This window comes from Mammaliicoccus sp. Dog046, from assembly GCF_034039665.1.
Classification (GTDB): domain Bacteria; phylum Bacillota; class Bacilli; order Staphylococcales; family Staphylococcaceae; genus Mammaliicoccus.
Genome location: NZ_CP120131.1, coordinates 1,774,774 through 1,796,359, shown reverse-complemented (window position 1 = coordinate 1,796,359; position 21,586 = coordinate 1,774,774). Strand labels below are relative to the sequence as shown.

The 21,586-nt window shown below is 32.9% G+C and carries 22 protein-coding genes and 1 pseudogene; 15 read left to right on the top strand and 8 right to left on the bottom strand.

Features of this window, described 5'->3' with window-relative positions; translation table 11 throughout:
• Positions 1-27 precede the first annotated feature (27 nt).
• The 5 genes from P3U32_RS08945 (at position 28) to P3U32_RS08925 (ending at position 4,503) form a co-directional block, all read left to right on the top strand.
• Positions 28-1,353, top strand: a complete 1,326-nt coding sequence (locus tag P3U32_RS08945; RefSeq protein ID WP_323702793.1) for a glycosyltransferase — start codon at positions 28-30, stop codon at positions 1,351-1,353.
• A gap of 154 nt (positions 1,354-1,507) precedes the next feature.
• A complete protein-coding gene (locus P3U32_RS08940) occupies positions 1,508-1,789 on the top strand; it encodes a hypothetical protein (protein WP_323702792.1) in 282 nt (93 codons plus the stop codon).
• A gap of 491 nt (positions 1,790-2,280) precedes the next feature.
• Entirely contained in the window at positions 2,281-2,724 is a 444-nt protein-coding gene (locus P3U32_RS08935) for a MarR family winged helix-turn-helix transcriptional regulator (protein WP_323702791.1), read from the top strand.
• Positions 2,725-3,750, top strand: a complete 1,026-nt coding sequence (locus P3U32_RS08930; RefSeq protein WP_323702789.1) for a threonine aldolase family protein — start codon at positions 2,725-2,727, stop codon at positions 3,748-3,750.
• A 27-nt stretch (positions 3,751-3,777) separates the two neighbouring features.
• The gene (locus P3U32_RS08925; RefSeq protein ID WP_323702788.1) at positions 3,778-4,503 is read left to right on the top strand and encodes an alanyl-tRNA editing protein; all 726 of its coding nucleotides are present in this window, start codon (positions 3,778-3,780) and stop codon (positions 4,501-4,503) included.
• A 354-nt stretch (positions 4,504-4,857) separates the two neighbouring features.
• Here the strand turns inward: P3U32_RS08925 and qoxD are convergent, their stop codons facing one another.
• From qoxD to P3U32_RS08890, 7 genes and pseudogenes are all read right to left on the bottom strand, one after another.
• On the bottom strand, positions 4,858-5,151 hold the full coding sequence (gene qoxD / locus P3U32_RS08920) for a cytochrome aa3 quinol oxidase subunit IV (protein WP_323702787.1): 294 nt from the start codon (positions 5,149-5,151) through the stop codon (positions 4,858-4,860).
• Positions 5,148-5,756 (bottom strand): cytochrome aa3 quinol oxidase subunit III, encoded by a 609-nt coding sequence (gene qoxC, locus P3U32_RS08915; RefSeq protein WP_323702786.1) that lies wholly within the window; start codon positions 5,754-5,756, stop codon positions 5,148-5,150. The genes qoxD and qoxC overlap by 4 nt, the downstream gene beginning before the upstream one ends.
• Positions 5,749-7,737, bottom strand: coding sequence for a cytochrome aa3 quinol oxidase subunit I (gene qoxB, locus P3U32_RS08910; protein ID WP_323702785.1), 1,989 nt, complete (start codon positions 7,735-7,737; stop codon positions 5,749-5,751). The genes qoxC and qoxB overlap by 8 nt, the downstream gene beginning before the upstream one ends.
• Positions 7,737-8,840 carry a cytochrome aa3 quinol oxidase subunit II gene (qoxA, locus tag P3U32_RS08905; protein ID WP_323702784.1) on the bottom strand — a complete coding sequence of 368 codons (1,104 nt, stop codon included), beginning with the start codon at positions 8,838-8,840 and terminating at the stop codon, positions 7,737-7,739. Before qoxA ends, qoxB begins: the two co-directional genes overlap by 1 nt.
• A 336-nt stretch (positions 8,841-9,176) precedes the next feature.
• Entirely contained in the window at positions 9,177-9,767 is a 591-nt protein-coding gene (locus P3U32_RS08900) for an immunoglobulin-like domain-containing protein (RefSeq protein WP_416361247.1), read from the bottom strand.
• A pseudogene (locus tag P3U32_RS08895) lies at positions 9,768-10,079 on the bottom strand (immunoglobulin-like domain-containing protein); the annotation flags it as partial.
• A 126-nt stretch (positions 10,080-10,205) separates the two neighbouring features.
• Positions 10,206-10,637 carry an RrF2 family transcriptional regulator gene (locus P3U32_RS08890; RefSeq protein ID WP_323702783.1) on the bottom strand — a complete coding sequence of 144 codons (432 nt, stop codon included), beginning with the start codon at positions 10,635-10,637 and terminating at the stop codon, positions 10,206-10,208.
• A gap of 179 nt (positions 10,638-10,816) precedes the next feature.
• Here P3U32_RS08890 and P3U32_RS08885 point away from each other — a divergent pair, with 179 nt between their 5' ends.
• Complete coding sequence (locus tag P3U32_RS08885) at positions 10,817-11,974, top strand: globin domain-containing protein (RefSeq protein WP_323702782.1); 1,158 nt, start codon at positions 10,817-10,819, stop codon at positions 11,972-11,974.
• Positions 11,975-12,042: 68 nt separating this feature from the next.
• Here P3U32_RS08885 and folD read toward each other — a convergent pair whose 3' ends face one another.
• The gene (folD, locus tag P3U32_RS08880; RefSeq protein ID WP_323702781.1) at positions 12,043-12,900 is read right to left on the bottom strand and encodes a bifunctional methylenetetrahydrofolate dehydrogenase/methenyltetrahydrofolate cyclohydrolase FolD; all 858 of its coding nucleotides are present in this window, start codon (positions 12,898-12,900) and stop codon (positions 12,043-12,045) included.
• 208 nt (positions 12,901-13,108) lie between these two features.
• Here folD and purE point away from each other — a divergent pair, with 208 nt between their 5' ends.
• From purE to purN, 9 genes are read left to right on the top strand one after another with little or no spacing between them, the layout of a single operon-like run.
• On the top strand, positions 13,109-13,591 hold the full coding sequence (gene purE / locus P3U32_RS08875) for a 5-(carboxyamino)imidazole ribonucleotide mutase (RefSeq protein ID WP_323702780.1): 483 nt from the start codon (positions 13,109-13,111) through the stop codon (positions 13,589-13,591).
• Positions 13,578-14,702 (top strand): 5-(carboxyamino)imidazole ribonucleotide synthase, encoded by a 1,125-nt coding sequence (gene purK, locus P3U32_RS08870; RefSeq protein ID WP_323702779.1) that lies wholly within the window; start codon positions 13,578-13,580, stop codon positions 14,700-14,702. Before purE ends, purK begins: the two co-directional genes overlap by 14 nt.
• Positions 14,703-14,707: 5 nt before the next feature.
• The gene (gene purC / locus P3U32_RS08865; RefSeq protein ID WP_323702778.1) at positions 14,708-15,409 is read left to right on the top strand and encodes a phosphoribosylaminoimidazolesuccinocarboxamide synthase; all 702 of its coding nucleotides are present in this window, start codon (positions 14,708-14,710) and stop codon (positions 15,407-15,409) included.
• Positions 15,410-15,670: a phosphoribosylformylglycinamidine synthase subunit PurS gene (purS, locus tag P3U32_RS08860; protein ID WP_323702776.1), complete on the top strand. Its 261-nt coding sequence runs from the start codon at positions 15,410-15,412 to the stop codon at positions 15,668-15,670.
• Positions 15,670-16,341, top strand: a complete 672-nt coding sequence (purQ, locus tag P3U32_RS08855) for a phosphoribosylformylglycinamidine synthase subunit PurQ (protein WP_323702775.1) — start codon at positions 15,670-15,672, stop codon at positions 16,339-16,341. The genes purS and purQ overlap by 1 nt, the downstream gene beginning before the upstream one ends.
• Positions 16,334-18,523, top strand: a complete 2,190-nt coding sequence (gene purL / locus P3U32_RS08850; protein WP_323702774.1) for a phosphoribosylformylglycinamidine synthase subunit PurL — start codon at positions 16,334-16,336, stop codon at positions 18,521-18,523. Before purQ ends, purL begins: the two co-directional genes overlap by 8 nt.
• Positions 18,502-19,998 carry an amidophosphoribosyltransferase gene (gene purF, locus P3U32_RS08845; RefSeq protein ID WP_323702773.1) on the top strand — a complete coding sequence of 499 codons (1,497 nt, stop codon included), beginning with the start codon at positions 18,502-18,504 and terminating at the stop codon, positions 19,996-19,998. The genes purL and purF overlap by 22 nt, the downstream gene beginning before the upstream one ends.
• Positions 19,982-21,016, top strand: coding sequence for a phosphoribosylformylglycinamidine cyclo-ligase (gene purM / locus P3U32_RS08840; protein ID WP_323702772.1), 1,035 nt, complete (start codon positions 19,982-19,984; stop codon positions 21,014-21,016). Before purF ends, purM begins: the two co-directional genes overlap by 17 nt.
• A complete protein-coding gene (gene purN / locus P3U32_RS08835; RefSeq protein WP_323702771.1) occupies positions 21,013-21,579 on the top strand; it encodes a phosphoribosylglycinamide formyltransferase in 567 nt (188 codons plus the stop codon). Before purM ends, purN begins: the two co-directional genes overlap by 4 nt.
• The last annotated feature ends 7 nt before the right edge of the window (positions 21,580-21,586 follow it).

Sequence of the window (21,586 nt, the reverse complement as noted above, 5' to 3'; positions counted from 1 at the left end):
AATCATTGAAATGGAAGAGGTTAGAGCATGAAGAAAGTCACAATGTTTGTATGGAATCACTTTACGAATGATGCGAGAGTGAATCGCGAATGTACAACGTTAGCACATTCAGGATATGATGTGAATTTAATCGCGATTAACGATCCGAAAAATGCGGCTATATCAGCGTATGAGGAAATATCAGATTCCTTTAGAGTTCATAGAGTAAAGAGGTATCCATGGATATTACAAGCTTATCAAGACCATGGTAAAAAGTTTTTACTTGTCGTTGCTGGTGTACAAGTTGCCATAATACCAAGTTTATTTTATATTAGCTTCACAATAATGGCAGCCTATTTCATGGCGCTTATTGTTGCAGCAGGTGTTATAAAAGTAAAGAAAGTAAGGAAGTGGGTTATTAATGGCGCAATCATTACAAGAATGATTGTGAAAGGTTATTTCCAGCATGCAGATATTTATCATGCTAACGATTTAAATACATTGCCACAAGCAATTGTTTGTTCAAAGTTAAGACTAAAACCTAGACCATTAATTTATGATAGTCATGAAGTTCAATCAGACCGAACAGGATATAATCAAGATCGAATTAAAAAAATCGAATCTTTCATGTTAAAGTTTGTGAATCAAATGATTGTAGAAAATCATACACGAGCTCAATATAATGAAAAGATTTATGGTTTTTATCCAAAAACGTTATACAATTACTCTGAAAAATATAATATCAATGACAAACCAAAAATTAATTTACATCAGAAAATAGGTATTCCTGAAAATGAAAAAATCTTACTTTATCAAGGTGGTTTACAACAAGGTAGAGGACTTGAATTATTAATTCAAGCTATGGATGAAATTAAAGAAGGTCATTTATTGTTTATAGGTGGAGGAAAGTTAACTCAAACCTTAAAACAACAAAGTGAGCAATCTGAACAATCTAATAGAATACACTTTTTAGATAAAGTACCATTTCAAGAACTACCATCATATACACGTGAAGCTTATCTAGGATTTCAAGTGTTGCAGAACATATGCTTTAACCATTATTCAGCAAGTTCAAATAAACTATTTGAATATATGATGGCACATGTACCAGTCATTAGTTGTGATTTTCCTGAAATAAAAAAAGTTGTCGAAGAAACAGAAACAGGACTAATAGTGGACTCACACGACGCTTCTTCAATTGCTCAAGCTGTAAATGAACTAGTAGAAAATGAAGCGTTAAGAAATCAATTAAGTGAAAATACAAAGCAAGCTAAAGAAATTTACAATTGGAATAATGAAAGATCGAAACTCATCAATATTTATAATCAGTTTCTTCCAATACCTAAACACATTTCATTGAATAAAGAAGTATAATCATTTAGCGAACAAAGATGAAGTCATCTTTGTTCGTTTTCGTATTAATGAAATTAATGAAGATATTGACACTTGTATTTTATATACATAGGGATTACAATTATAAAACTAATTCTAAAAAATATAGACGGGAATAGAAGGAGTAATAGATACAATGTATATACATAAGGGAATTAATCGCGTTCATGCTTTTATAGAAGAAGGCAATGATAAAGAAGCGATGATGTTATTAAGGGATATTGAAACAAACGTTATGAGATACGACTTTGAAATAATGGGAGACGGATTCAATCAATTTGCTGATTTATACGTGTCCTTAAAAAAGAGAAAAAGAGCACTCGAAATGTATCAAAAAGCAATTTTATATTATCGAGAAGTAGGGAACTCAGAGAAAGTAGAAACAGTTAGTCATAAATTTGAACGTGTATTATTATAAAACAAAAAAAGAGTCTGGGACATAATTCCTAATTCAAAAAAAATAACATCTCATTTTACTGATTTATTCAGCATAAAATGAGATGTTATTTTTTATAATCTACGATTTTGTTCGTGCATGCTTATTAGGGTATGGTTCGAGCCTGTAGTCCCTCACTCATATCCCAAATACTTTTCCACTAAATATTGAAGTATTAATTCCTTAAAATGACAAATGGAAAACAACCCAGGTTATTAAGAGTGCTTTCAGAGGTCATTGGTATTGAACATTAGAAATATCTCAATCAATATTTCTGATTAAATTATAAGATTTCTAATGGTAGATTTCAGTTAAATTCCTGTAAAGATAAGTATAGGTTTTTGTGAAGAAGGATCATATTAATTGTTCTTAATATTATTCTTTAAGGGAAAGAATAAATTAATGTATTATAGTTGACATAAGCAACTTATTGACATATAGTTGTTTTTGTCAACTATTAGGAGGTATGTAATATGGAAGTTAATGATATTAGGAGATTTAATAGATTTTATACACGTGTGTTAGGTGTATTTGACGAAAGTGTATTTGAATTAGACTATTCACTACTTGAAATGAGAACTTTAGGTGAAATTGGAAGGAATAAAGGAATCACTGGGAATTATCTATGCAAGTATTTAAAGATTGATAAGGGATATTTAAGTCGTATTCTAAGTAAACTTATTAACAATCAACTCATATATAAGGAAAAAAATGAAGACGATAATAGAGTTTATCATTTATTTCTTACTGATGATGGAGAAGAACTAAATAAGTATGTGGAAATAGAATCTGATAGAAAAGTAGTCGACCTTTTAAAACCTCTAAAAAATTCTGAAATTCAAGAACTAAAAAGATCAATGGTATCTATAGAAAGTATTTTAAATAAAGTTGTTACTAATGAACTGGAGGAAAGATAGATGATTTCATTTGAAAATGATTATCTTGAAGGAGCACATACTAATGTGTTAGCACAATTAGTAAAAACAAATATGATACAAGAGTCTGGATATGGTATGGATAATTTTACTGTTAGAGCAAAAGAAAAAATTAAAAATGTAATTGATTGTCCTGAAGCTACAGTTAAATTTTTAGTAGGAGGTACACAGACGAATCAAGTTGTTATTAATTCTATCTTGAAGCCATATGAAGGTGTTATTGCTGCAGACACAGGCCATATCAGTACACATGAAGCAGGTGCCATTGAATATACGGGTCATAAGATATTAAGCATACCTTCTAATGAGGGGAAAATTACAGCTATAGATATTGATAATCTAGTAAGAGATTTTTATAACGATAAAAATTACAGACATATGGTTTTTCCAGGTATGGTTTATATTTCTTTTCCAACAGAATACGGTACATTATACAGTCGAGAAGAATTGATAACGATATCTAATATATGTAAAAAACATGATTTACCATTATATATAGATGGAGCACGTTTAGGTTATGGTTTAGCAAGTTATGAAAGTGAATTGACTATAAAAGATATTGCTAAATATAGTGATATTTTTTACATTGGTGGAACGAAAATTGGCGCTTTATGTGGAGAAGCTGTTGTATTTACTAATAAAAATGAACCAAGTCATTTTACAACATTGATAAAACAACATGGTGCTCTTTTAGCTAAAAGTAGATTAGTTAGTATTCAATTTCTAGAATTGTTCAATAATAATCTATACTTTGAAATTAGTCGACATGCAGTAGATATGTCATTAAAAATAAAAAAATCATTATTACAAAAAGGGTATAAGCTTTATTACGATTCTCCTACAAATCAGCAATTTATTGTTGTTAATAATAGTAAATTGCAAGAATTAGAAGAAAAAATTAAATTTTCTTTTTGGGAAAAGTATGATGAGGAACATACAGTTATCCGTTTTGCTACTAGCTGGGCAACTAAAGAAGAAAATGTGGACTTTTTAATAGATTTATTGTAAAAATAATTTTAAAAAGAAGGGATATAAATGAATGAAGAACTATATTTATTAGATAGTTATAAAAATAACTGTATTATTAATATAAATTCTATAAGTGAAGACAGGAGAAGTATCTGTATAGACAAAACGATTTTTTATCCTGGAGGGGGTGGTCAACCTAAAGATATTGGGTACATTGAACATAATGGGAATCATTATGTAATTGAAAATATAGAATTAGATCAAAATCAACAATATATTTATAGGTTAAGTACTCCCTTACCCACTGATATAAGGACAGTAACTATGCATATAGATTGGGAACATAGGTATAAAAATATGCGTTATCATACGTTATTACATTTAATATCTGGCTATTTGTACTTAACATATGGGGCTTTGGCAACTAGTAGCCAAATTGAAAAAGGCTATGCACGTCTAGAAGTAACTTTTTCAGAAGACTGTTTACCGGATGAATTAAATAAAGAAAAATTGAATAATAAAATAGAAGAGCTAATTACACATGAATCTCCAGTAAACATCAAATATGTTAAACGTAAAGATCTTGAGAAGAATAATGAATTAATAAGAACTTATACAAATTTAATTCCAGAACAAATTAACAATATAAGATTAATTGAAATTGAAGGGGTAGACAAACAAGCTTGTGCTGGAACGCATGTATCAAATATTAAAGAAATAGGTTCTTTTCAAATAGAACAATTAAAAAGCAAAGGGCGACTAAAGAAACGCATTAAAGTTGTTATCACTTAAATTAAAGATAGAAAGTAGCCAATATTTAAGAGTCTGGGACATAAATCCTAACTCAAAATAAATAACATCTCATTTTACTGATTTATTCAGCATATAATGAGATGTTATTTTTATAATCTACGATTTTGTTCGTGCGTGCCTAGGGTATAGTTCGAGCCTGTAGTATCTCACTCATACTTTTCCCTAAGGCGTCAGCGCAAAAAATGATTTAGGTATGTGGCTAACGAGATAGTTTTAGGAGACAATCTCGTTAGCGTATTTAAAGCTGTTCTATAGTATATTTATTGGTTATTCAGAACAAACAAAAAGAAGCCGAGACTTAAAGTCTCGGCTTCTTCTTTATATATAGATATATTACATGTGAGCAGCGTGACCGCCAACCATAACCCAATAAGTACCTATAATTACTAATAAAGTAATTACTACTGCGAAGAATACTTTAAAGGCTACTGCACGGCCGTCCGGTCCTTCTGTAACATGCATGAACATTAATAATTGAACTAATGCTTGTACAAAAGCAAATCCAATAATAATTGATGTTCTAACTTGAAGAGACATGCCAGTGTATAACATTACATAAACAGCTAACAATGTTAGTACAATTGAAAATATTAATCCGACTGTATGTGAAATGACTGTTTTACTCATGATCCACTCACCATCCCTACAAGATAAACTAGTGTAAAGATAAAGATCCATACAACATCTAAGAAATGCCAATATAAACTTCCGATAAATACTTTTGGTGCATTATATTCAGTTAATCCACGTCTAAGGATTTGAATTAATATACCACTTATCCAGAAGATACCTACAGTAACGTGAAGTCCGTGAGTACCTAATAGGATGAAGAATCCAGACCAGAATGAACCTAATTGAGCTGTTACGCCTTCATGTACATAGTGTGTAAATTCGAAAAGCTCAAATCCAACGAATCCAGCACCTAATAGTAAGGTAATAATCATCCAAATCATCATTAATTTAACATTTTGTTTACGCATATAATAAACTGCGATACCACAAGTGTAACTACTTACTAAAAGTAGGAACGTCATGATCATAACTAATGGAAGTTCAAATAATTCTGGTGTTTCAAAGCCACCGTATGAACCACTTTTTTGTAATACTAAGAACGTAGCAAATAACGTACCGAATAACGCAACTTCAGCTGTAAGAAAGATCCAAAATCCGAGTTTATTTAATTGTCCTGTTTCATTAACAGTATCAATTGTTTGGTGTTGTTCATTACTCATCTTTATTGTCCTCCTTTTCTTCTTGTTCACGTAATTCACGTAATTTAGCTTCGTTTTCTTTCAGTTCTTCAGCGTGGATATGGTAACCGTGATCGTTCTCGAAACTTCTCCAGAACATACAAACAAGAACACCAATACCGAAGATAATTGCTGGAACGTAAGTTTCAAATATTACGAAGAAACCTGCGAACATAATAAATACTGCGAACCAGAAACCGATATGAGTATTGTTTGGCATATGAATATCTTTATAATCTTGATTATCAAGATAGTGTTTACCATTTTTCTTCATATCTACAAATGTTTCTGTATCATACCATTCTGGTGTAATAGCAAAGTTGTAATGAGGTGGCATTGCTGATGCAGTTGCCCACTCTAAAGTTCTACCTAAGCCATTCCAGTTGTCACCTGTAGATTCACGTTTAGCTTTAAGGAAGCTGTAAACGACGTTCCAAACAAGTGCTAAGAAACCAATACCCATTAAGAATGCACCGATTGTTGAGATGAAGTTTAATGAAAACCATCCATCTTGAGGTACATATTTGTATAAACGACGTGGCATACCATCTAAACCTAAAATAAATTGAGGTAAGAAACATACGTTAAATCCTAATACGAATGTCCAGAATAACCACTGATTGATTTTTTCATTTAATTTATAACCAAACATTTTTGGATACCAGAATATTAAACCTGCGAAACATGCGAATACAACACCTGCAATAATTACATAGTGGAAATGCGCCACTAAGAAATATGTGTTGTGGTATTGATAATCGGCTGATGCCATTGCAAGCATAACACCAGTTACTCCACCTAATGTAAAGTTAGGAATAAATGCTAATGAGAACAACATAGGTGATTCAAATGTGATTCGACCTTTATGCAAGGTGAATAGCCAGTTGAATATTTTAACACCGGTTGGTACTGCAATTAACATTGTTGTAATTGAGAAGAATGAGTTAACTAATGCACCATTACCCATAGTGAAGAAATGGTGAACCCAAACGATAAAGCTTAAGAATGCAATACCACAGATTGCCCAGACCATACTTTGATGACCGAATAATCTCTTTCTTGCAAACGTAGGGATAATTTCTGAGTAAATACCGAAAGCAGGTAATACCAGAATATAAACTTCAGGGTGACCCCATACCCAGAAGAAGTTCGCCCATAACATTGGCATACCGCCATTAGCAATTTCATAGAAGTTTGTACCCATTAAACGGTCGAATGTCATTAAAGCAAGTGCGACAGTTAAAATAGGGAAAGCTAAAATGATTAATAATGACGTAATTAATGTTGTCATAGAGAACATTGGGATTTGCATAAATTTCATTGATTTAGTACGTAATTTTAAAATAGTAACAAAGAAGTTAATCCCTGTTGCTAATGTACCAATACCAGCAATCTGAAGTGAAACTAGGTAGTAGTTAATACCAGTACCTGGACTGAAATCAGTTGCTAATGGTGCATAGTTTGTCCAACCTGCTGCTGGTGATCCACCAATTACAAATGAGATATTGAATAATCCCATTCCGGCAGCGAACAACCAGAAACTTAAGTTGTTAAGCATTGGGAACGCAACGTCTCTTGCACCAATTTGTAATGGTACAACAACGTTCATTAAACCAATGATAAATGGCATTGCCATAAACATAATCATAATAACGCCGTGTGTAGTGAAAATTTCATTATAATGTTGAGACTCTAAGAATTCATTATTTGGCACCATTAATTGTAAACGAATTAATAATGCATCTAAACCACCACGGAAAAACATGATGATTGCACATACGATGTACATTACACCGATTTTTTTATGGTCAACTGAAGTTAACCATTCAGAGTACAACCATTTCCATTTTTTAAAGTAAGTTAAACCTCCAACGACAGCAATACCCGCTATAACTAGCGTGATTTGTGCCATTGTAATCATCCAGTCATTTTGTAAGAGAAACTCATGCCATGGAAAATTCATTATTTGTCACCTCCATGGTTTTTATCAGAAGCTTTTTCTTCTTTAGATTTAGCATCATCTTGTATTTTTTCCATTTCATCCATATGATGGTCTTCTTTTTTCTTGAATTCACTATCATATTTCTCATTGTTTTTAAGAATCATAGGTTTCATACCATGACGCTCATAGTTAGGGTTTGTAACTGTAACTTTACGTCCTGGCAGTACAGGTTTTGTAGTTACGCCTTTACTTTCATCATAGAAGTTAGGATCTTTTGGTACGTAACGGAAACGTTTATATGCATGGAAGATATATTCTGGATCTGCAGCAGCATCAACAAATGCTAAATGTGTTCCGCTATATGTAAGTTCCTTATTCTTAGTTGTTGGTAATAATTGACGATCAAATGTATCTTGATCTAATGTTTTACGTTTTTGAGATTTAGAAACCCAAGCATCGTAGTCTTTAGAACTTACTGAGTTAACATTGAAAGTTTGTCTAGAGAAACCTTCACCATTAAAGTTTGAATTTCTACCTTTAAACGTACCAGTTTCATTGGCTTTTAACGTCCAATCCATAGTCATGCTTGTCATGGCATATTTTTGACCACCTAATTGAGGAACCCAAAAACTTGTCATTGTATCCATAGATTGAAGTTTGAATACGACTGGTCTACCTTCTGGAATAGTTACATGATTCACTGTTTCTATTTTTTCGTCTGGATAACTAAAGAACCATTTAAATCCTGCACTTGTCGCATAAATAACTACCGGATCTTCATCTGATTTCGGTGCTTCTTCATACGAGTAGAGCGATTTAACGGTTGGAATAGCTAACGCCACTAAAATAATAACAGGAATAATAAACCAAACTGCTTCTAATACGAAGTTGTGATGCATTGTACCTGATGTTTCGTTTTTGTTTTTTCTATATTTAGCAATAAATATTAAAAACAAAATTAAGACCACTACGACGATGAAAACCATCATTATAATTGAGAAAATAATTAAGAAATGTTGATCTTCTGCCATCGGTCCCTTAGGATTTAATACTTCTAAATTTGAACAACCACTAAGCAATAAACCTAGAGTTGACATGAGAAGTATTGACTTTAACTTTGCCACGTTTTTTACCTCCCACTATTTCTATATACCTATATATATGGCTAGACCTTAATTTTAAAGGATTTAAACATATTTACAAGACTATTTATTGAACTGTAAGCGTTATTAATTAAAAAAGTATTTAAATTGCTTTGATATGACGCCTTTTTGTCTAAATGTTAAATTTTTGTGTACATTTTTAAATACATATAAATGCGATTAAAACAATCAATTAATTGAAAAAATCCAATATTTATCAGTATTTTTCGAATAGTAGAAATATAAGTATAAACAAAAATAAAAAACAACATACATCATTTTCTAAATGAATGTATGTTGCTTTTAAAAAGAGGGGAGTTATTTAACTGTTATCGTTCTACCTTGAGCTGCAATATGTCCATCAGCATCTGATACTGCATAACCGACTTTATATTTACCAGCTTTTTTAGTATTAACGTCACCGCTTGTAACGATGTCTTTTGTTAAATCTTTTCCTGAATTATCTTTAGCTTTAATATCTTTTAATAAATCGAATGATTCACCTTTAGAAATTGTTACATCTTTAACACCTGATAATTCTGGTTTAGGAGCTAAATCAGCGTCATTTACATATACACCACGTTTGTAAGTGTAGTAGTAACCATCTGAATCTTTAACGTGATAAGTAATATATTGTAAACCTGTCTTAGATGTATCAATATCACCTTTAACAGTTACTTTATCAGTAATGTCGCCATCTTTCTTGTCTAATGCTTTAACACCTTTCATAGGGTCGAAGCTATCGCCTTGGTATACTAAATCTTTAGTAGGTACCGTAATAAGTGGCATATTTGAATCTAAATTTTTAGTAGACGTTTTTTTATTGTCTGCTACTTCTGCTTTTTCTTTTTTATCTGAGTCTTTAGCGTCTTTTTTGTCTTTAGTACCATCTAAAGCACCATCTTTCACTACATATACATAGTGCCATTTAGTACGATAAGCGCCATCTGAATCAGTAACTTTATATTGCACTTTATATTTACCTAATTTAGATGTATCAACATCGCCAGTTACTTTAATTTTATTTGTTAAATCGCCATCTTCTTTATCGTATGCTTTAATTCCCTTTAATAAATCATAGTCTGCGCCTTTTTCAACGACGTCACCCTCAACGCCTTTAATTTGTGGAAGACTATTCCCGGTTGCATGTGCTGTTAATGAAGGTGTAACTAATGATGCAGAAACACCTAGTACAGTAAGAGACTGCATTATTTTATTCATCATAATTATGTACTCCTTTGTTGTTTGTATAAGGAAAGAATAACATGACTTTGACGTCAATTCCTTATTAATTAAAATATTATCAATATCTTGTCACATTTACATCGACCTTAAGACTGATTATGCTCATCCAAGATTGTAATTAGTGTCATTTAGTGGGGATTTAGGGATAATATCGATTAAATAATATTGATCTAAAGTAAGAAGGTATTCATTCAACGCATGATTCAGTGCACCTTTAAGACCACAATTAAACGCAATGGGGCAAGTATTGGTTTCCATGTTGAAACATTCAACAAGTTCAAAATGATCTTCAGTTTGCCGTACAAGCTTTCCTATATTGATATCAGCAGGGGATTGGTCCAATCGTATACCGCCGTTTCGACCTCGAATTGATTTTAAGTAACCAAGTTTTACAAGTTGATGAACAACTTTAGTGAGATGATTTTTAGAAATACCATAAAACTTTGCTATTTCTTCTATTTGGGTTTGATTATTTTGCTGTGCTAAATAGATGAGGACACGTAATGAATAATCGGTGTATTGTGTGAGCTTCATAAGTTTAGCCTCCTTTAATATATTAAGTATACTGAATTAACGTAGTAAAAAACAATCATTCAATTTATCAAATTAAATATTGACGACTTTGTAAACATTTGGATAATCTATTGAAAAACATTGTGAATATACTTACAATTAAAGATGTATTTAAAATATATCTTTTATGGGGGATTAATATGTTAACCGAAGAAACAAAAGAGATTGTTAAACAAACTGTGCCAGTTCTTGAGCAGCATGGTACTGAAATTACAAGTGTATTTTACAAAAGATTGTTTGAAGCACATCCAGAACTTTTAGATATTTTTAATAAAACGAATCAAAAGCAAGGAAAACAACAAACTGCACTAGCACAAACAGTATTAGCAGCGGCAAAACATATCGATCATTTAGAAGCAATTGTTCCAAATGTGAATCAAATTGCGCATAAACACCGTGCGTTACAAGTTAAAGAAGAACATTATCCAATCGTTGGAGAATTCTTATTGAAAGCAATTAAAGAAGTATTAGGTGATGCTGCAACGGATGACATTATGAATGCTTGGGAACAAACGTATGGGGAAATTGCGAGCGTATTTATACAAATGGAAAAAGCAATGTACGAACAAGCAGCATGGGATGATTTCAAATCGTTTAAAATTACAAATATCGAACAACAAGGTACAACGATGAAATCATTTGAAGTTGAACCAGAAGGCAACATTGATATACCTAAACTTGTAGCAGGTCAATATATTACTGTACGTATTAAACCTACAAATGATGATAACTTAGCATTACGTCACTATTCTTTATATTCTGTACAAGAAGACGGTAAACTTAGATTTGCCGTTAAACGTGAAGGTAGTGAAGATAAAAAAGGATTAGTATCACATGATTTACATGATCAATATTCAGTAGGCGATTCAATTGAAATCTCTGCACCAGCTGGAGACTTTAAAGTAGAATCAGAAGATCATAAAAAATTATTACTACTATCTTCAGGTGCAGGTGTAACACCAATGTTAGCTATGTTGGAAGATGAAGCAGCTAAAGGAACTGAAATTCATTTCGTACATGTTAATGAAACTGAATCGGACGTGCCATTTAAAAAAGAAATAAATGCTTTAAATGAAAAATACAATAATGTAGAAGTGACATATCACTTAAAAGAAACCCAAGGTTATATCACAAACGAAGAAGTGAAATCTTGGACAGATGAAAATGTTGATATTTATTTATGTGGTGGATTAACATTTATGGATTCAATTTTTGATTTATTAGCAACAGTTAATATAGATCAGTCAGATGTTCATTTCGAACCATTTGGTCCAAAAATGAGTATTACACAAGTATAAAAATAAAAATTGCCGGCAAAGTTTAAACTTTGTCGGCAATTTTTTGTTTTTTCTTAGTAATCTATTTTTTATTCAATTCCGTTTTTCCATTTTTCAGCAAGCAATGTATTATTTAATACCATTGTAATTGTTAATGGGCCAACGCCTCCTGGAACGGGAGTAATTGCACCAGCAACTTCTTTAACGGCTTCGAAATCAACGTCACCTTTAAGTTTTCCATCTTCGCCTGGTGTGTTACCTACGTCTACAATGACTGCACCTGGTTTAACTAAATCTTTAGTAACTAAATGTACGCGTCCAACTGCACTTACAATCACATCGGCTTGTTTTAATACTTCTTCAGTATTTGTAGATTTAGAGTGAAGTAAAGTTACAGTAGCATCTTGATCAGTTAACAATTTACTTACAGGTTGACCAACGATATGACTTCTACCGATGACTGCTACATTTTTACCTTTCAAATCGATATCTGCATGTTTAAGGATTTCCATGATGCCTAGTGGTGTACATGGAATAAATGTACGTTCGCCTGTATAAAGTCTTCCAATGTTAATTGGATTAAATCCATCTACATCTTTCTCAGGATTAATCGATTCTAAAACTTTAGCTTCAGAAACTTGCTTAGGTAGTGGCACTTGTACAAGAATACCACTTACTGAATCATCATTATTTAATCTATCTAATTCATTAAGGACTTCTTCTTCACTTGAAGTTTCATCCATATGTATGACTTCAGAAATCATTCCAATTTTTTCTGCTGCTTTCTTCTTAGAATTTACATAACTTTGGCTTGCACCGTCATTACCTACAAGAATAACTGAAAGCTTTGGAACGATATTATGAGATTTTAATGTTTCTACCTCACGTTGTAAGCCGGCTCTGTAGTCCTTTGCGATTTCTTTTCCATCTAGAATTTTTGCTACCATTTTTAAATGCCTCCTAATAATAAATCGAACTTTAGTCATGAATACCTTATAGATTATCTACTTAATACGAACATAAATCAAATATTTTTGTAAAAAAGATATAAAATGTTCGTTTTTCCATTGAAAATAGCATTATCAATTGTTATGCTATATCTGTAATATACACAAAAAATATTAAATATTTCAACTATTTGAAAGGGTGACCTTAATGAAAGTAGCAGTAATAATGGGTAGTTCTTCAGATTGGCCGATAATGAAAGAAGCATGCGACATGCTTGATTACTTTAGTATTCAATATGAAAAGAAGGTTGTATCTGCTCATAGAACACCATTAGAAATGGTTGAATTTGCAAAAAATGCTACAAGCCAAAATATTGATATCATCATCGCTGGTGCAGGTGGTGCAGCACATTTACCTGGTATGGTAGCTTCGTTAACTACAGCTCCAGTTATTGGCGTGCCGATTGAAACGAAAAGTTTAAAAGGTATGGATTCATTATTATCCATTGTACAAATGCCTGGTGGTATTCCAGTTGCAACGACAGCAATCGGTAAAGCAGGAGCGAAAAATGCTGGTATCCTAGCTGCAAGAATGATAGGTATGACAGATGAAACAGTGAAACAACAATTAGTCGATTACGAACAAAGCTTAGTCGTAAAAGTGGAGGAAATGCAAAATGACTTATTATAACCTTAAACCCGGTGATATGATCGGTATTGTTGGTGGTGGTCAATTAGGCAAAATGATGGCACAATCAGCGCAAAAAATGGGATTCAAGGTTGCAATACTAGATCCAGATAAACAATGCCCCGCACAATTTGTTGCACATGAATTTATCAATGCAGCTTTTTCAGATGAATCAGCGCTAAATCAATTAGGTGAAATTTCAAAAGTAGTCACATACGAATTTGAAAATATTGATTCTAAACAGCTCGAAACACTCACAAATAAATATAATATCCCTCAAGGTAGTCAAACAGTTGCATTATTGCAAGATAGATTGACTGAAAAACAAACACTCCAAAGTGCAAATGTAAATATAGTACCTTTCTTAGAATTGAAACATCGTCAAGATTTGGAAGAGGTAATCGAAACGATTGGTTTCCCATTTATTATTAAGACTCGATTCGGTGGATACGACGGCAAAGGTCAAAGTGTTATCAAATCACATGATGATTTGAATGAAGCAATTGATATGGTTGAAAACACAACATGCGTCGTTGAAAAATATTTGAATTTAAATAAAGAAGTATCAATAACTGCAACACGTGATATATATGGAAAGACAGTTTATTTCCCGTTACAAGAAAATGAACATAGAAACCAAATTTTATATAAAACTGTTGTACCAGCACGATTAAACTTGGAAGAACAAGCAATCAATGAAGTTGAAAAGATTATTTCAAAAATTCATTTCGTAGGTACGTTTACAGTTGAATTTTTCGTGACTGAAGATGAAGGTTTATACGTGAATGAAATTGCACCTAGACCGCACAATTCAGGTCATTATTCAATTGAAGCTTGCGAGTACTCTCAGTTTGATACACATATCATGGCTGTTGCTGGTTGGCATCTACCTGAACAAATCAACTTGTTGAAACCTGCAATTATGATGAATCTACTTGGACAAGATATGGAACATTTACAGAATGACTTTTCAGATCATCCAGATTGGCATGTGCATATATATGGTAAAACAGAGAACAAAGTAAATCGTAAAATGGGTCACATTACGAAATTATCAAGTGATATTGATAAAGATGAAGCGATATTCAATCAAATTTTTGAAGGGCGGAAATAAGAATTATGTCATTACTTTATGAAGGAAAAGCTAAGAGAGTATTCAATACCGAACAAGAAGGTGTTTTAAGAATTGAATATAAAGATGAAGTAACTGCTGGTAACGGTGCTAAGAAAGATAGCATGTCTGGAAAAGGTAGATTGAACAACTTAATTACATCTAAAATATTTTCAATATTGAAACAAAAAGGTGTTGAAAGCCATTTTGTAGAGCAAATTTCAGAAACGGAACAACTTGTACGTTCTGTAGAGATATTCCCACTTGAAGTTGTTGTACGAAATGTTGCAGCTGGTTCTATTTGTAAGAGATTAGGATTTGAAAAAGGTCACCAATTCGAACAACCTTTATTAGAACTCTTCTATAAGAAAGACGAATTAAATGATCCGTTAATTACTGATGATCATGTCGCGTTATTAAATATTGCTACAGAGGAACAACTTTCAACTATAAAAGAACAAGCATTAAATGTGAATCGTGTGCTTAGTGAACTAATGGATGACATGAATTTGATTTTAGTAGATTACAAAATTGAATTTGGTATCACTGAAGATGGCAACATTTTGTTAGCAGATGAAATTTCACCTGACACATGCAGAATATGGGACAAAGAAACGAAAGAGAATTTTGATAAAGATGTATATAGAGAAGACACAGGTTCATTAATTGACACATATGAAACATTTTACAAAAAACTGGAGGAACTATAAATGAAGAATATTGAATTGCACATCACATTACAAGGTCAAGTTTTAGATACACAAGGACAAGCATTAAACAGAGCGGTTCACGATTTAGGATATGAGCAAGTCAATGATATAAGAGTTGGTAAAGTGATTTATATGACAGTAGATGAAACAGACGAACAAACAATAGAAAACGTAGTTAATACGTTAAGTGAAAAATTATTTGCGAATACAGTTATTGAAGAGTATAGCTTTAAAATACTTGAAGATAAGGAGAACGCGTAATGAAATTAGCCGTATTAGTATTTCCAGGATCTAATTGTGATCGTGACATGTTAAATGCAGCTAAGCGATCAGGTGTTGAAGCGGAATATGTAGATTATAGAGAAACATCACTTAAGGGATTTGATGGCGTATTGATTCCAGGTGGATTTTCATTCGGAGACTATTTAAGATCAGGTGCAATGGCTCGTGTGGCACCTATTATTACTGAAGTAAAAAGATTAGCCGAAGAAGGTAAGCCCGTTCTTGGTGTTTGTAATGGATTTCAAATATTAACTGAGGTTGGTTTATTACCAGGTGCGTTATTACACAACGACAGTCATTTATTTGTAAGTAGAAATGAAGCTTTAACGATCGTTAATAACGACACTAAATTCACGCATCAATATGAGAAGGATGAAACAGTTATTTATCCAGTCGCTCATGGTGAAGGTCATTATTATTGTACGGATGAAATGTATAACGAATTAGTTGAAAATAACCAAATTATATTAACGTATCAAGATAACCCAAATGGTTCATATAAAGATATAGCCGGCATAACGAATAAAGCAGGAAACGTATGTGGAATGATGCCACATCCAGAACGTGCTATGGAAACATTACTTGGATCTGATAGTGGCGTTAAATTATTTCAATCTATGATCGAAAGTTGGAGGGAACAACATGTCTAAGTTTTTAGAGCCAAGTATTGAAGAAATCGAAAAAGAACAACTATATAAAGATATGGGTCTTACAGATGAAGAATTCCAAAAAGTCGTAAGTATCTTAGGTAGAAAACCAAATTTCACAGAAATCGGTATCTTCTCAGTAATGTGGAGTGAACATTGTTCTTATAAGCACTCTAAACCATTCTTAAAACAATTCCCAACTTCAGGCGATCATGTATTAATGGGTCCTGGTGAAGGCGCTGGTGTAGTAGACATCGGTGATAATCAAGCAGTGGTATTTAAAGTTGAATCTCATAATCACCCTTCAGCAATCGAACCTTATCAAGGTGCTGCAACAGGTGTTGGTGGTATTATTCGTGACATCGTTTCTATAGGTGCAAGACCAATTTCATTGTTAAATAGTTTAAGATTTGGAGAATTAACGAATAAAACGAATCGTCGTTTATTCGGTGGTGTTGTTAAAGGTATTGGTGGATACGGTAACTGTATCGGTATCCCAACTGTTGCCGGAGAAATTGAATTCGATGGTAGATATGACGGCAATCCTTTAGTTAATGCAATGTGTGTAGGTATCATTGATCACGATATGATTCAAAAAGGAACTGCAAAAGGTATCGGTAACCCAGTTATATATGTAGGGTTAAAAACAGGTAGAGATGGTATTCATGGTGCAACATTTGCATCTGAAGAACTAAGTGAAGCTTCAGAAAGTAAACGTCCATCTGTACAAATTGGTGACCCATTTGTTGGGAAGAAACTAATGGAAGCGACATTAGAAGCAATCACTTACCCAGAATTAGTAGGTATTCAAGATATGGGTGCAGCTGGTTTAACTTCTTCATCTTCAGAAATGGCAGCTAAAGGTGAAAGTGGTATCCACTTACATTTAGAAAAAGTACCAACGCGTGAAGCAGGTATTTCACCATATGAAATGATGTTATCTGAAACACAAGAGCGTATGTTATTAGTAGTAGAAAAAGGTACAGAACAAAAATTCTTAGATTTATTTGAACATCACGAACTTGATTCTGCAGTAATCGGTGAGGTTACAGATACAAATCGTTTTGTTTTATCTTATGAAGACGAGGTTTATGCAGATATTCCAGTAGAACCATTAGCTGATGAAGCACCTGTATATATTTTAGAAGGTGAACCAAAAGAATATAAAGACATTCAAAATCGTTATGACAATATAGATGTAAATGATGTATTCAAAAACTTAATCAATCATCCTACAATTGCTTCAAAAGAATACGCATATGATCAGTATGATCAACAAGTTGGTGCGAATACAATTGTTAAACCTGGTCTTAGTGCAGGTGTTGTGCGTGTTGAAGGTACAAACAAAGCAATTGCTTCAACAATTGATGGCGAAGCGAGATATGTATATAACCAACCTTATGAAGGCGGAAAAATGGTTGTAGCTGAAGCTTATAGAAATCTTATTGCTGTTGGTGCGAAACCATTAGCTATGACAGATTGTTTAAACTACGGATCTCCTGAAAAGAAAGAAATATACCAACAATTAGCAGATTCTACACAAGGTATGGCTGAAGCTTGTAAAGCATTAAACACACCTGTCGTATCTGGTAACGTATCTTTATATAATGAAACAAAAGGTACTTCTATATTCCCAACACCAGTCGTTGGAATGGTTGGTTTAATTGAAGATGTAGATTATTTAAATCATTTTGAACCAAAAGCAAATGACAAAGTTTATTTAGTTGGTGATACTGATAATGACTTTGGTGGTAGCCAAATTGAAAAATTATTATTCAAAGAAGTAAATCACGAACCAAGCAAAATTGATTTAGATTTAGAAGTTCAACGTGGAGAACAAATTAAAGATGCGATTCAATCAGGACGCGTGTCTTATGCGAAAGCTGTAGGAAAAGGCGGCGTAGCTATTGGACTTGCAAGAATTGCTTCACAATTTAATTTAGGTTTAGACGTCAAATTATCATTAACAGATGCACAACTATTCAGTGAAACACAAAGTAGATATATTTTAGTTGTTAAATCAGGTGAAGCGGTAAATGTTGACGGTGCTATTGAAATCGGTGAAATGACGAATGATGGCCGTTTTAATTTAACAAACGAAACATCTCAAATAAATGACGATGTATCTAATATCAATGAACAGTTGAAAGGGGCAATTGCTCAATGTATGAAATCAAGAGTTTAAATGAAGAGTGTGGTGTTTTCGGTATATGGAATCATCCTGAGTCAGCTCAATTAACATACATGGGACTACACAGTTTGCAACATAGAGGGCAAGAAGGTGCTGGTATTGTATCTTCTAATGGATTTGAACTTAAGGGTGAACGTGGTCTAGGTTTATTAACAGAAGCAATCTCTGATACGCAACTGGAATCATTTAAAGGTAACCAACACGCAATAGGGCATGTTCGTTATGCCACTTCAGGCAATAAAGGTATCGAGAACATTCAACCATTCTTATATCATTTCTATGATATGAGTGTGGGGGTTTGTCACAATGGTAATCTTGTTAATGCGCAAAGTTTACGTCAATCATTAGAGAAAGATGGCGCAATATTCCATTCTTCATCTGATACAGAAGTAATTATGCATTTAATAAGAAGAAGTAAAGCACCTACATTTGAAGAAGCTTTTAAAGAAAGCTTAAATACAATTAAAGGTGGATTTACTTTTGCTTTATTAACTAAAGATGCATTGTATGGTGCGGTTGATCCAAATGCAATTAGACCACTTGCTGTTGGTAGAATGAAGACAGGCGCATACATTATTGCAAGTGAAACATGTGCAATTGATGTATTAGGTGCTGAATTCGTAAGAGACATCCATGCTGGTGAATTCGTCGTTATCAATGATGATGGTATTAGAGTAGAGTCATATACGAAAGACACAACGACAGCTATTTCAGCAATGGAATATATATACTTCGCTAGACCGGATTCAACTATAGCAGGAAAAAACGTACATGCTGTTCGTAAAGAATCAGGAAAAAGATTAGCTAAAGAAAGCCCAGCTGTTAAGGCAGATATGGTTATTGGTGTTCCTAATTCATCACTTTCTGCTGCGTCAGGTTTTGCTGAGGAAAGTCATTTGCCGTACGAAATGGGTCTTGTAAAGAATCAATATGTTGCACGTACATTTATACAACCAACACAAGAATTGCGAGAACAAGGTGTACGAGTGAAATTATCAGCAGTAAAAGATATCGTACATGGAAAAAATATTGTACTCGTTGATGATTCAATTGTGAGAGGTACAACAAGTAAAAGAATAGTTAAAATGTTGAAAGATGCTGGTGCAAATGAAATTCATGTTCGTATTGCATCACCTGAATTTATGTTCCCAAGTTTCTATGGTATAGATGTGTCTACTTCATCAGAGTTAATTTCTGCAAGTAAGTCACCAGAAGAAATAAGAGACTACATTGGAGCAGATTCATTAGCATATTTATCAGTTGACGGTTTAATTCAATCTATTGGTTTAGATGAAAATGTACCTTACCATGGATTATGTGTAGAAAGTTTCACTGGAGATTATCCAGCTGGTTTATATGATTATGAAGAAAGATACTTTGAAAACTTAAGTCCGCGTCAAAAAGCATATCTTGCTAATAACAAACAATACTTTGATAAAGAGGGTAATCTGAATGTCGAAAGCATATAAAGCGTCCGGTGTAGATATTGAAGCTGGTTATGAAGCAGTAAATAGAATGAAAAACCATGTTAAAAGTACAATGAGAAAAGAAGTACTTGGTGGATTAGGTGGATTTGGAGCAGCATTCGACTTATCCCAATTAAATATGAAAAAACCTGTTTTAGTTTCAGGCACAGACGGTGTCGGAACGAAATTGAAACTTGCAATCGATAATAATAAACATGACACAATCGGTATTGATGCAGTTGCGATGTGTGTGAATGATATCTTAACGACAGGTGCAGAGCCATTATATTTTCTAGATTATATCGCAACAAATAAAGTTGAGCCTGAAACGATCGAAGCAATAGTTTCTGGTGTAGCAAAAGGCTGTAAAGAAACAAACTGTGCATTGATCGGTGGAGAAACTGCTGAAATGGGCGAGATGTACCATGAAGGTGAATATGATATTGCTGGATTTTGTGTAGGCGCAGTTGAAAAAGACGATTACATCGATGGTAGTAATATTGAAGAAGGCGATGTTGTTATTGGTCTTGAATCAAGTGGTATTCATTCAAATGGTTATAGTCTAGTAAGAAATTTAATTAATAAAAGTGGTGTTAATTTAGAAGATTCATTTAATGAAAATCAAACTTATCTAGATGCATTTTTAGAACCTACTAAATTATATGTAAAACCTGTTCTTTCAGTATTAGAAAATGTAAAAGTCAAAGGTATGTCTCATATCACAGGTGGCGGATTCATTGAGAATATTCCAAGAGCTATACCTGAAGATAAAGATGCCAATATAGATGTAACATCATACAATGTGCCAGAGATTTTCAATTGGTTAAAAGAACAAGCTGGAATTGAATCAACAGAGATGTATAACGTCTTCAATATGGGTATTGGCTTTATACTCTTTGTTAATAAAGAAGATCAAGAAGAAACATTAAACATACTTAAATCACAAGGTGAAACTGCACATGTGATTGGAAGTATTTCAAATGGTTCAGGTCAAGTTAATCTTTCGGGGGTTCAATCATGATAAAAACAGCAGTATTTGCTTCAGGTAATGGATCGAACTTTGAAAAAATAATGGAAAATATTGAAGTCGGATATTTAAATCATATTGAAGTGACTGCATTATATACGGATAATCCAAATGCATTTTGTATCGAAAGAGCAAGAAGATTTAATTTGCCGGTATATATCATTGATCCAAAAACATATGACAGTAAAGTAGAGTATGAAGAAGCATTACTAACGAGATTATCTCAAGATAGAGTAAGCTGGATTATATTAGCTGGCTATATGAAAATTGTTGGTCCAACTTTATTGAAACAATACGAAGGTAAGATGTTAAATATTCATCCTTCAATTTTACCGAGTTTTCCAGGTAAAGATGCAGTTGGTCAAGCGTTAGAATATGGTGTGCGAGTAACAGGCGCAACTGTTCATTATGTAGATAGTGGTATGGATACTGGAGAAATTATAGATCAACTCAGTTGTTCAGTTTCTCCAGAAGATACAAGAGAAACACTACAATTAAGAATCCAAAACTTAGAATATGAATTATATCCACGTGTCATAAAAGAAATTATTCAATAAAGGAGCC

Excerpts from the sequence above, each read along its gene's own strand:
- P3U32_RS08890 (WP_323702783.1), bottom strand. The coding sequence starts at position 10,637 with ATGAAGCTCACACAATACACCGATTATTCATTACGTGTCCTCATCTAT.
- purE (WP_323702780.1), top strand. The coding sequence starts at position 13,109 with ATGAAAGTAGCAGTAATAATGGGTAGTTCTTCAGATTGGCCGATAATG.
- P3U32_RS08940 (WP_323702792.1), top strand. The coding sequence starts at position 1,508 with ATGTATATACATAAGGGAATTAATCGCGTTCATGCTTTTATAGAAGAA.
- P3U32_RS08925 (WP_323702788.1), top strand. The coding sequence starts at position 3,778 with ATGAATGAAGAACTATATTTATTAGATAGTTATAAAAATAACTGTATT.
- qoxB (WP_323702785.1), bottom strand. The coding sequence starts at position 7,737 with ATGAATTTTCCATGGCATGAGTTTCTCTTACAAAATGACTGGATGATT.
- purQ (WP_323702775.1), top strand. The coding sequence starts at position 15,670 with ATGAAATTAGCCGTATTAGTATTTCCAGGATCTAATTGTGATCGTGAC.
- purM (WP_323702772.1), top strand. The coding sequence starts at position 19,982 with ATGTCGAAAGCATATAAAGCGTCCGGTGTAGATATTGAAGCTGGTTAT.
- purN (WP_323702771.1), top strand. The coding sequence starts at position 21,013 with ATGATAAAAACAGCAGTATTTGCTTCAGGTAATGGATCGAACTTTGAA.
- folD (WP_323702781.1), bottom strand. The coding sequence starts at position 12,900 with ATGGTAGCAAAAATTCTAGATGGAAAAGAAATCGCAAAGGACTACAGA.
- P3U32_RS08945 (WP_323702793.1), top strand. The coding sequence starts at position 28 with ATGAAGAAAGTCACAATGTTTGTATGGAATCACTTTACGAATGATGCG.
- purS (WP_323702776.1), top strand. The coding sequence starts at position 15,410 with ATGAAGAATATTGAATTGCACATCACATTACAAGGTCAAGTTTTAGAT.
- P3U32_RS08935 (WP_323702791.1), top strand. The coding sequence starts at position 2,281 with ATGGAAGTTAATGATATTAGGAGATTTAATAGATTTTATACACGTGTG.
- purK (WP_323702779.1), top strand. The coding sequence starts at position 13,578 with ATGACTTATTATAACCTTAAACCCGGTGATATGATCGGTATTGTTGGT.
- P3U32_RS08930 (WP_323702789.1), top strand. The coding sequence starts at position 2,725 with ATGATTTCATTTGAAAATGATTATCTTGAAGGAGCACATACTAATGTG.
- purL (WP_323702774.1), top strand. The coding sequence starts at position 16,334 with ATGTCTAAGTTTTTAGAGCCAAGTATTGAAGAAATCGAAAAAGAACAA.
- purC (WP_323702778.1), top strand. The coding sequence starts at position 14,708 with ATGTCATTACTTTATGAAGGAAAAGCTAAGAGAGTATTCAATACCGAA.
- qoxD (WP_323702787.1), bottom strand. The coding sequence starts at position 5,151 with ATGAGTAAAACAGTCATTTCACATACAGTCGGATTAATATTTTCAATT.
- qoxC (WP_323702786.1), bottom strand. The coding sequence starts at position 5,756 with ATGAGTAATGAACAACACCAAACAATTGATACTGTTAATGAAACAGGA.
- P3U32_RS08885 (WP_323702782.1), top strand. The coding sequence starts at position 10,817 with ATGTTAACCGAAGAAACAAAAGAGATTGTTAAACAAACTGTGCCAGTT.
- purF (WP_323702773.1), top strand. The coding sequence starts at position 18,502 with ATGTATGAAATCAAGAGTTTAAATGAAGAGTGTGGTGTTTTCGGTATA.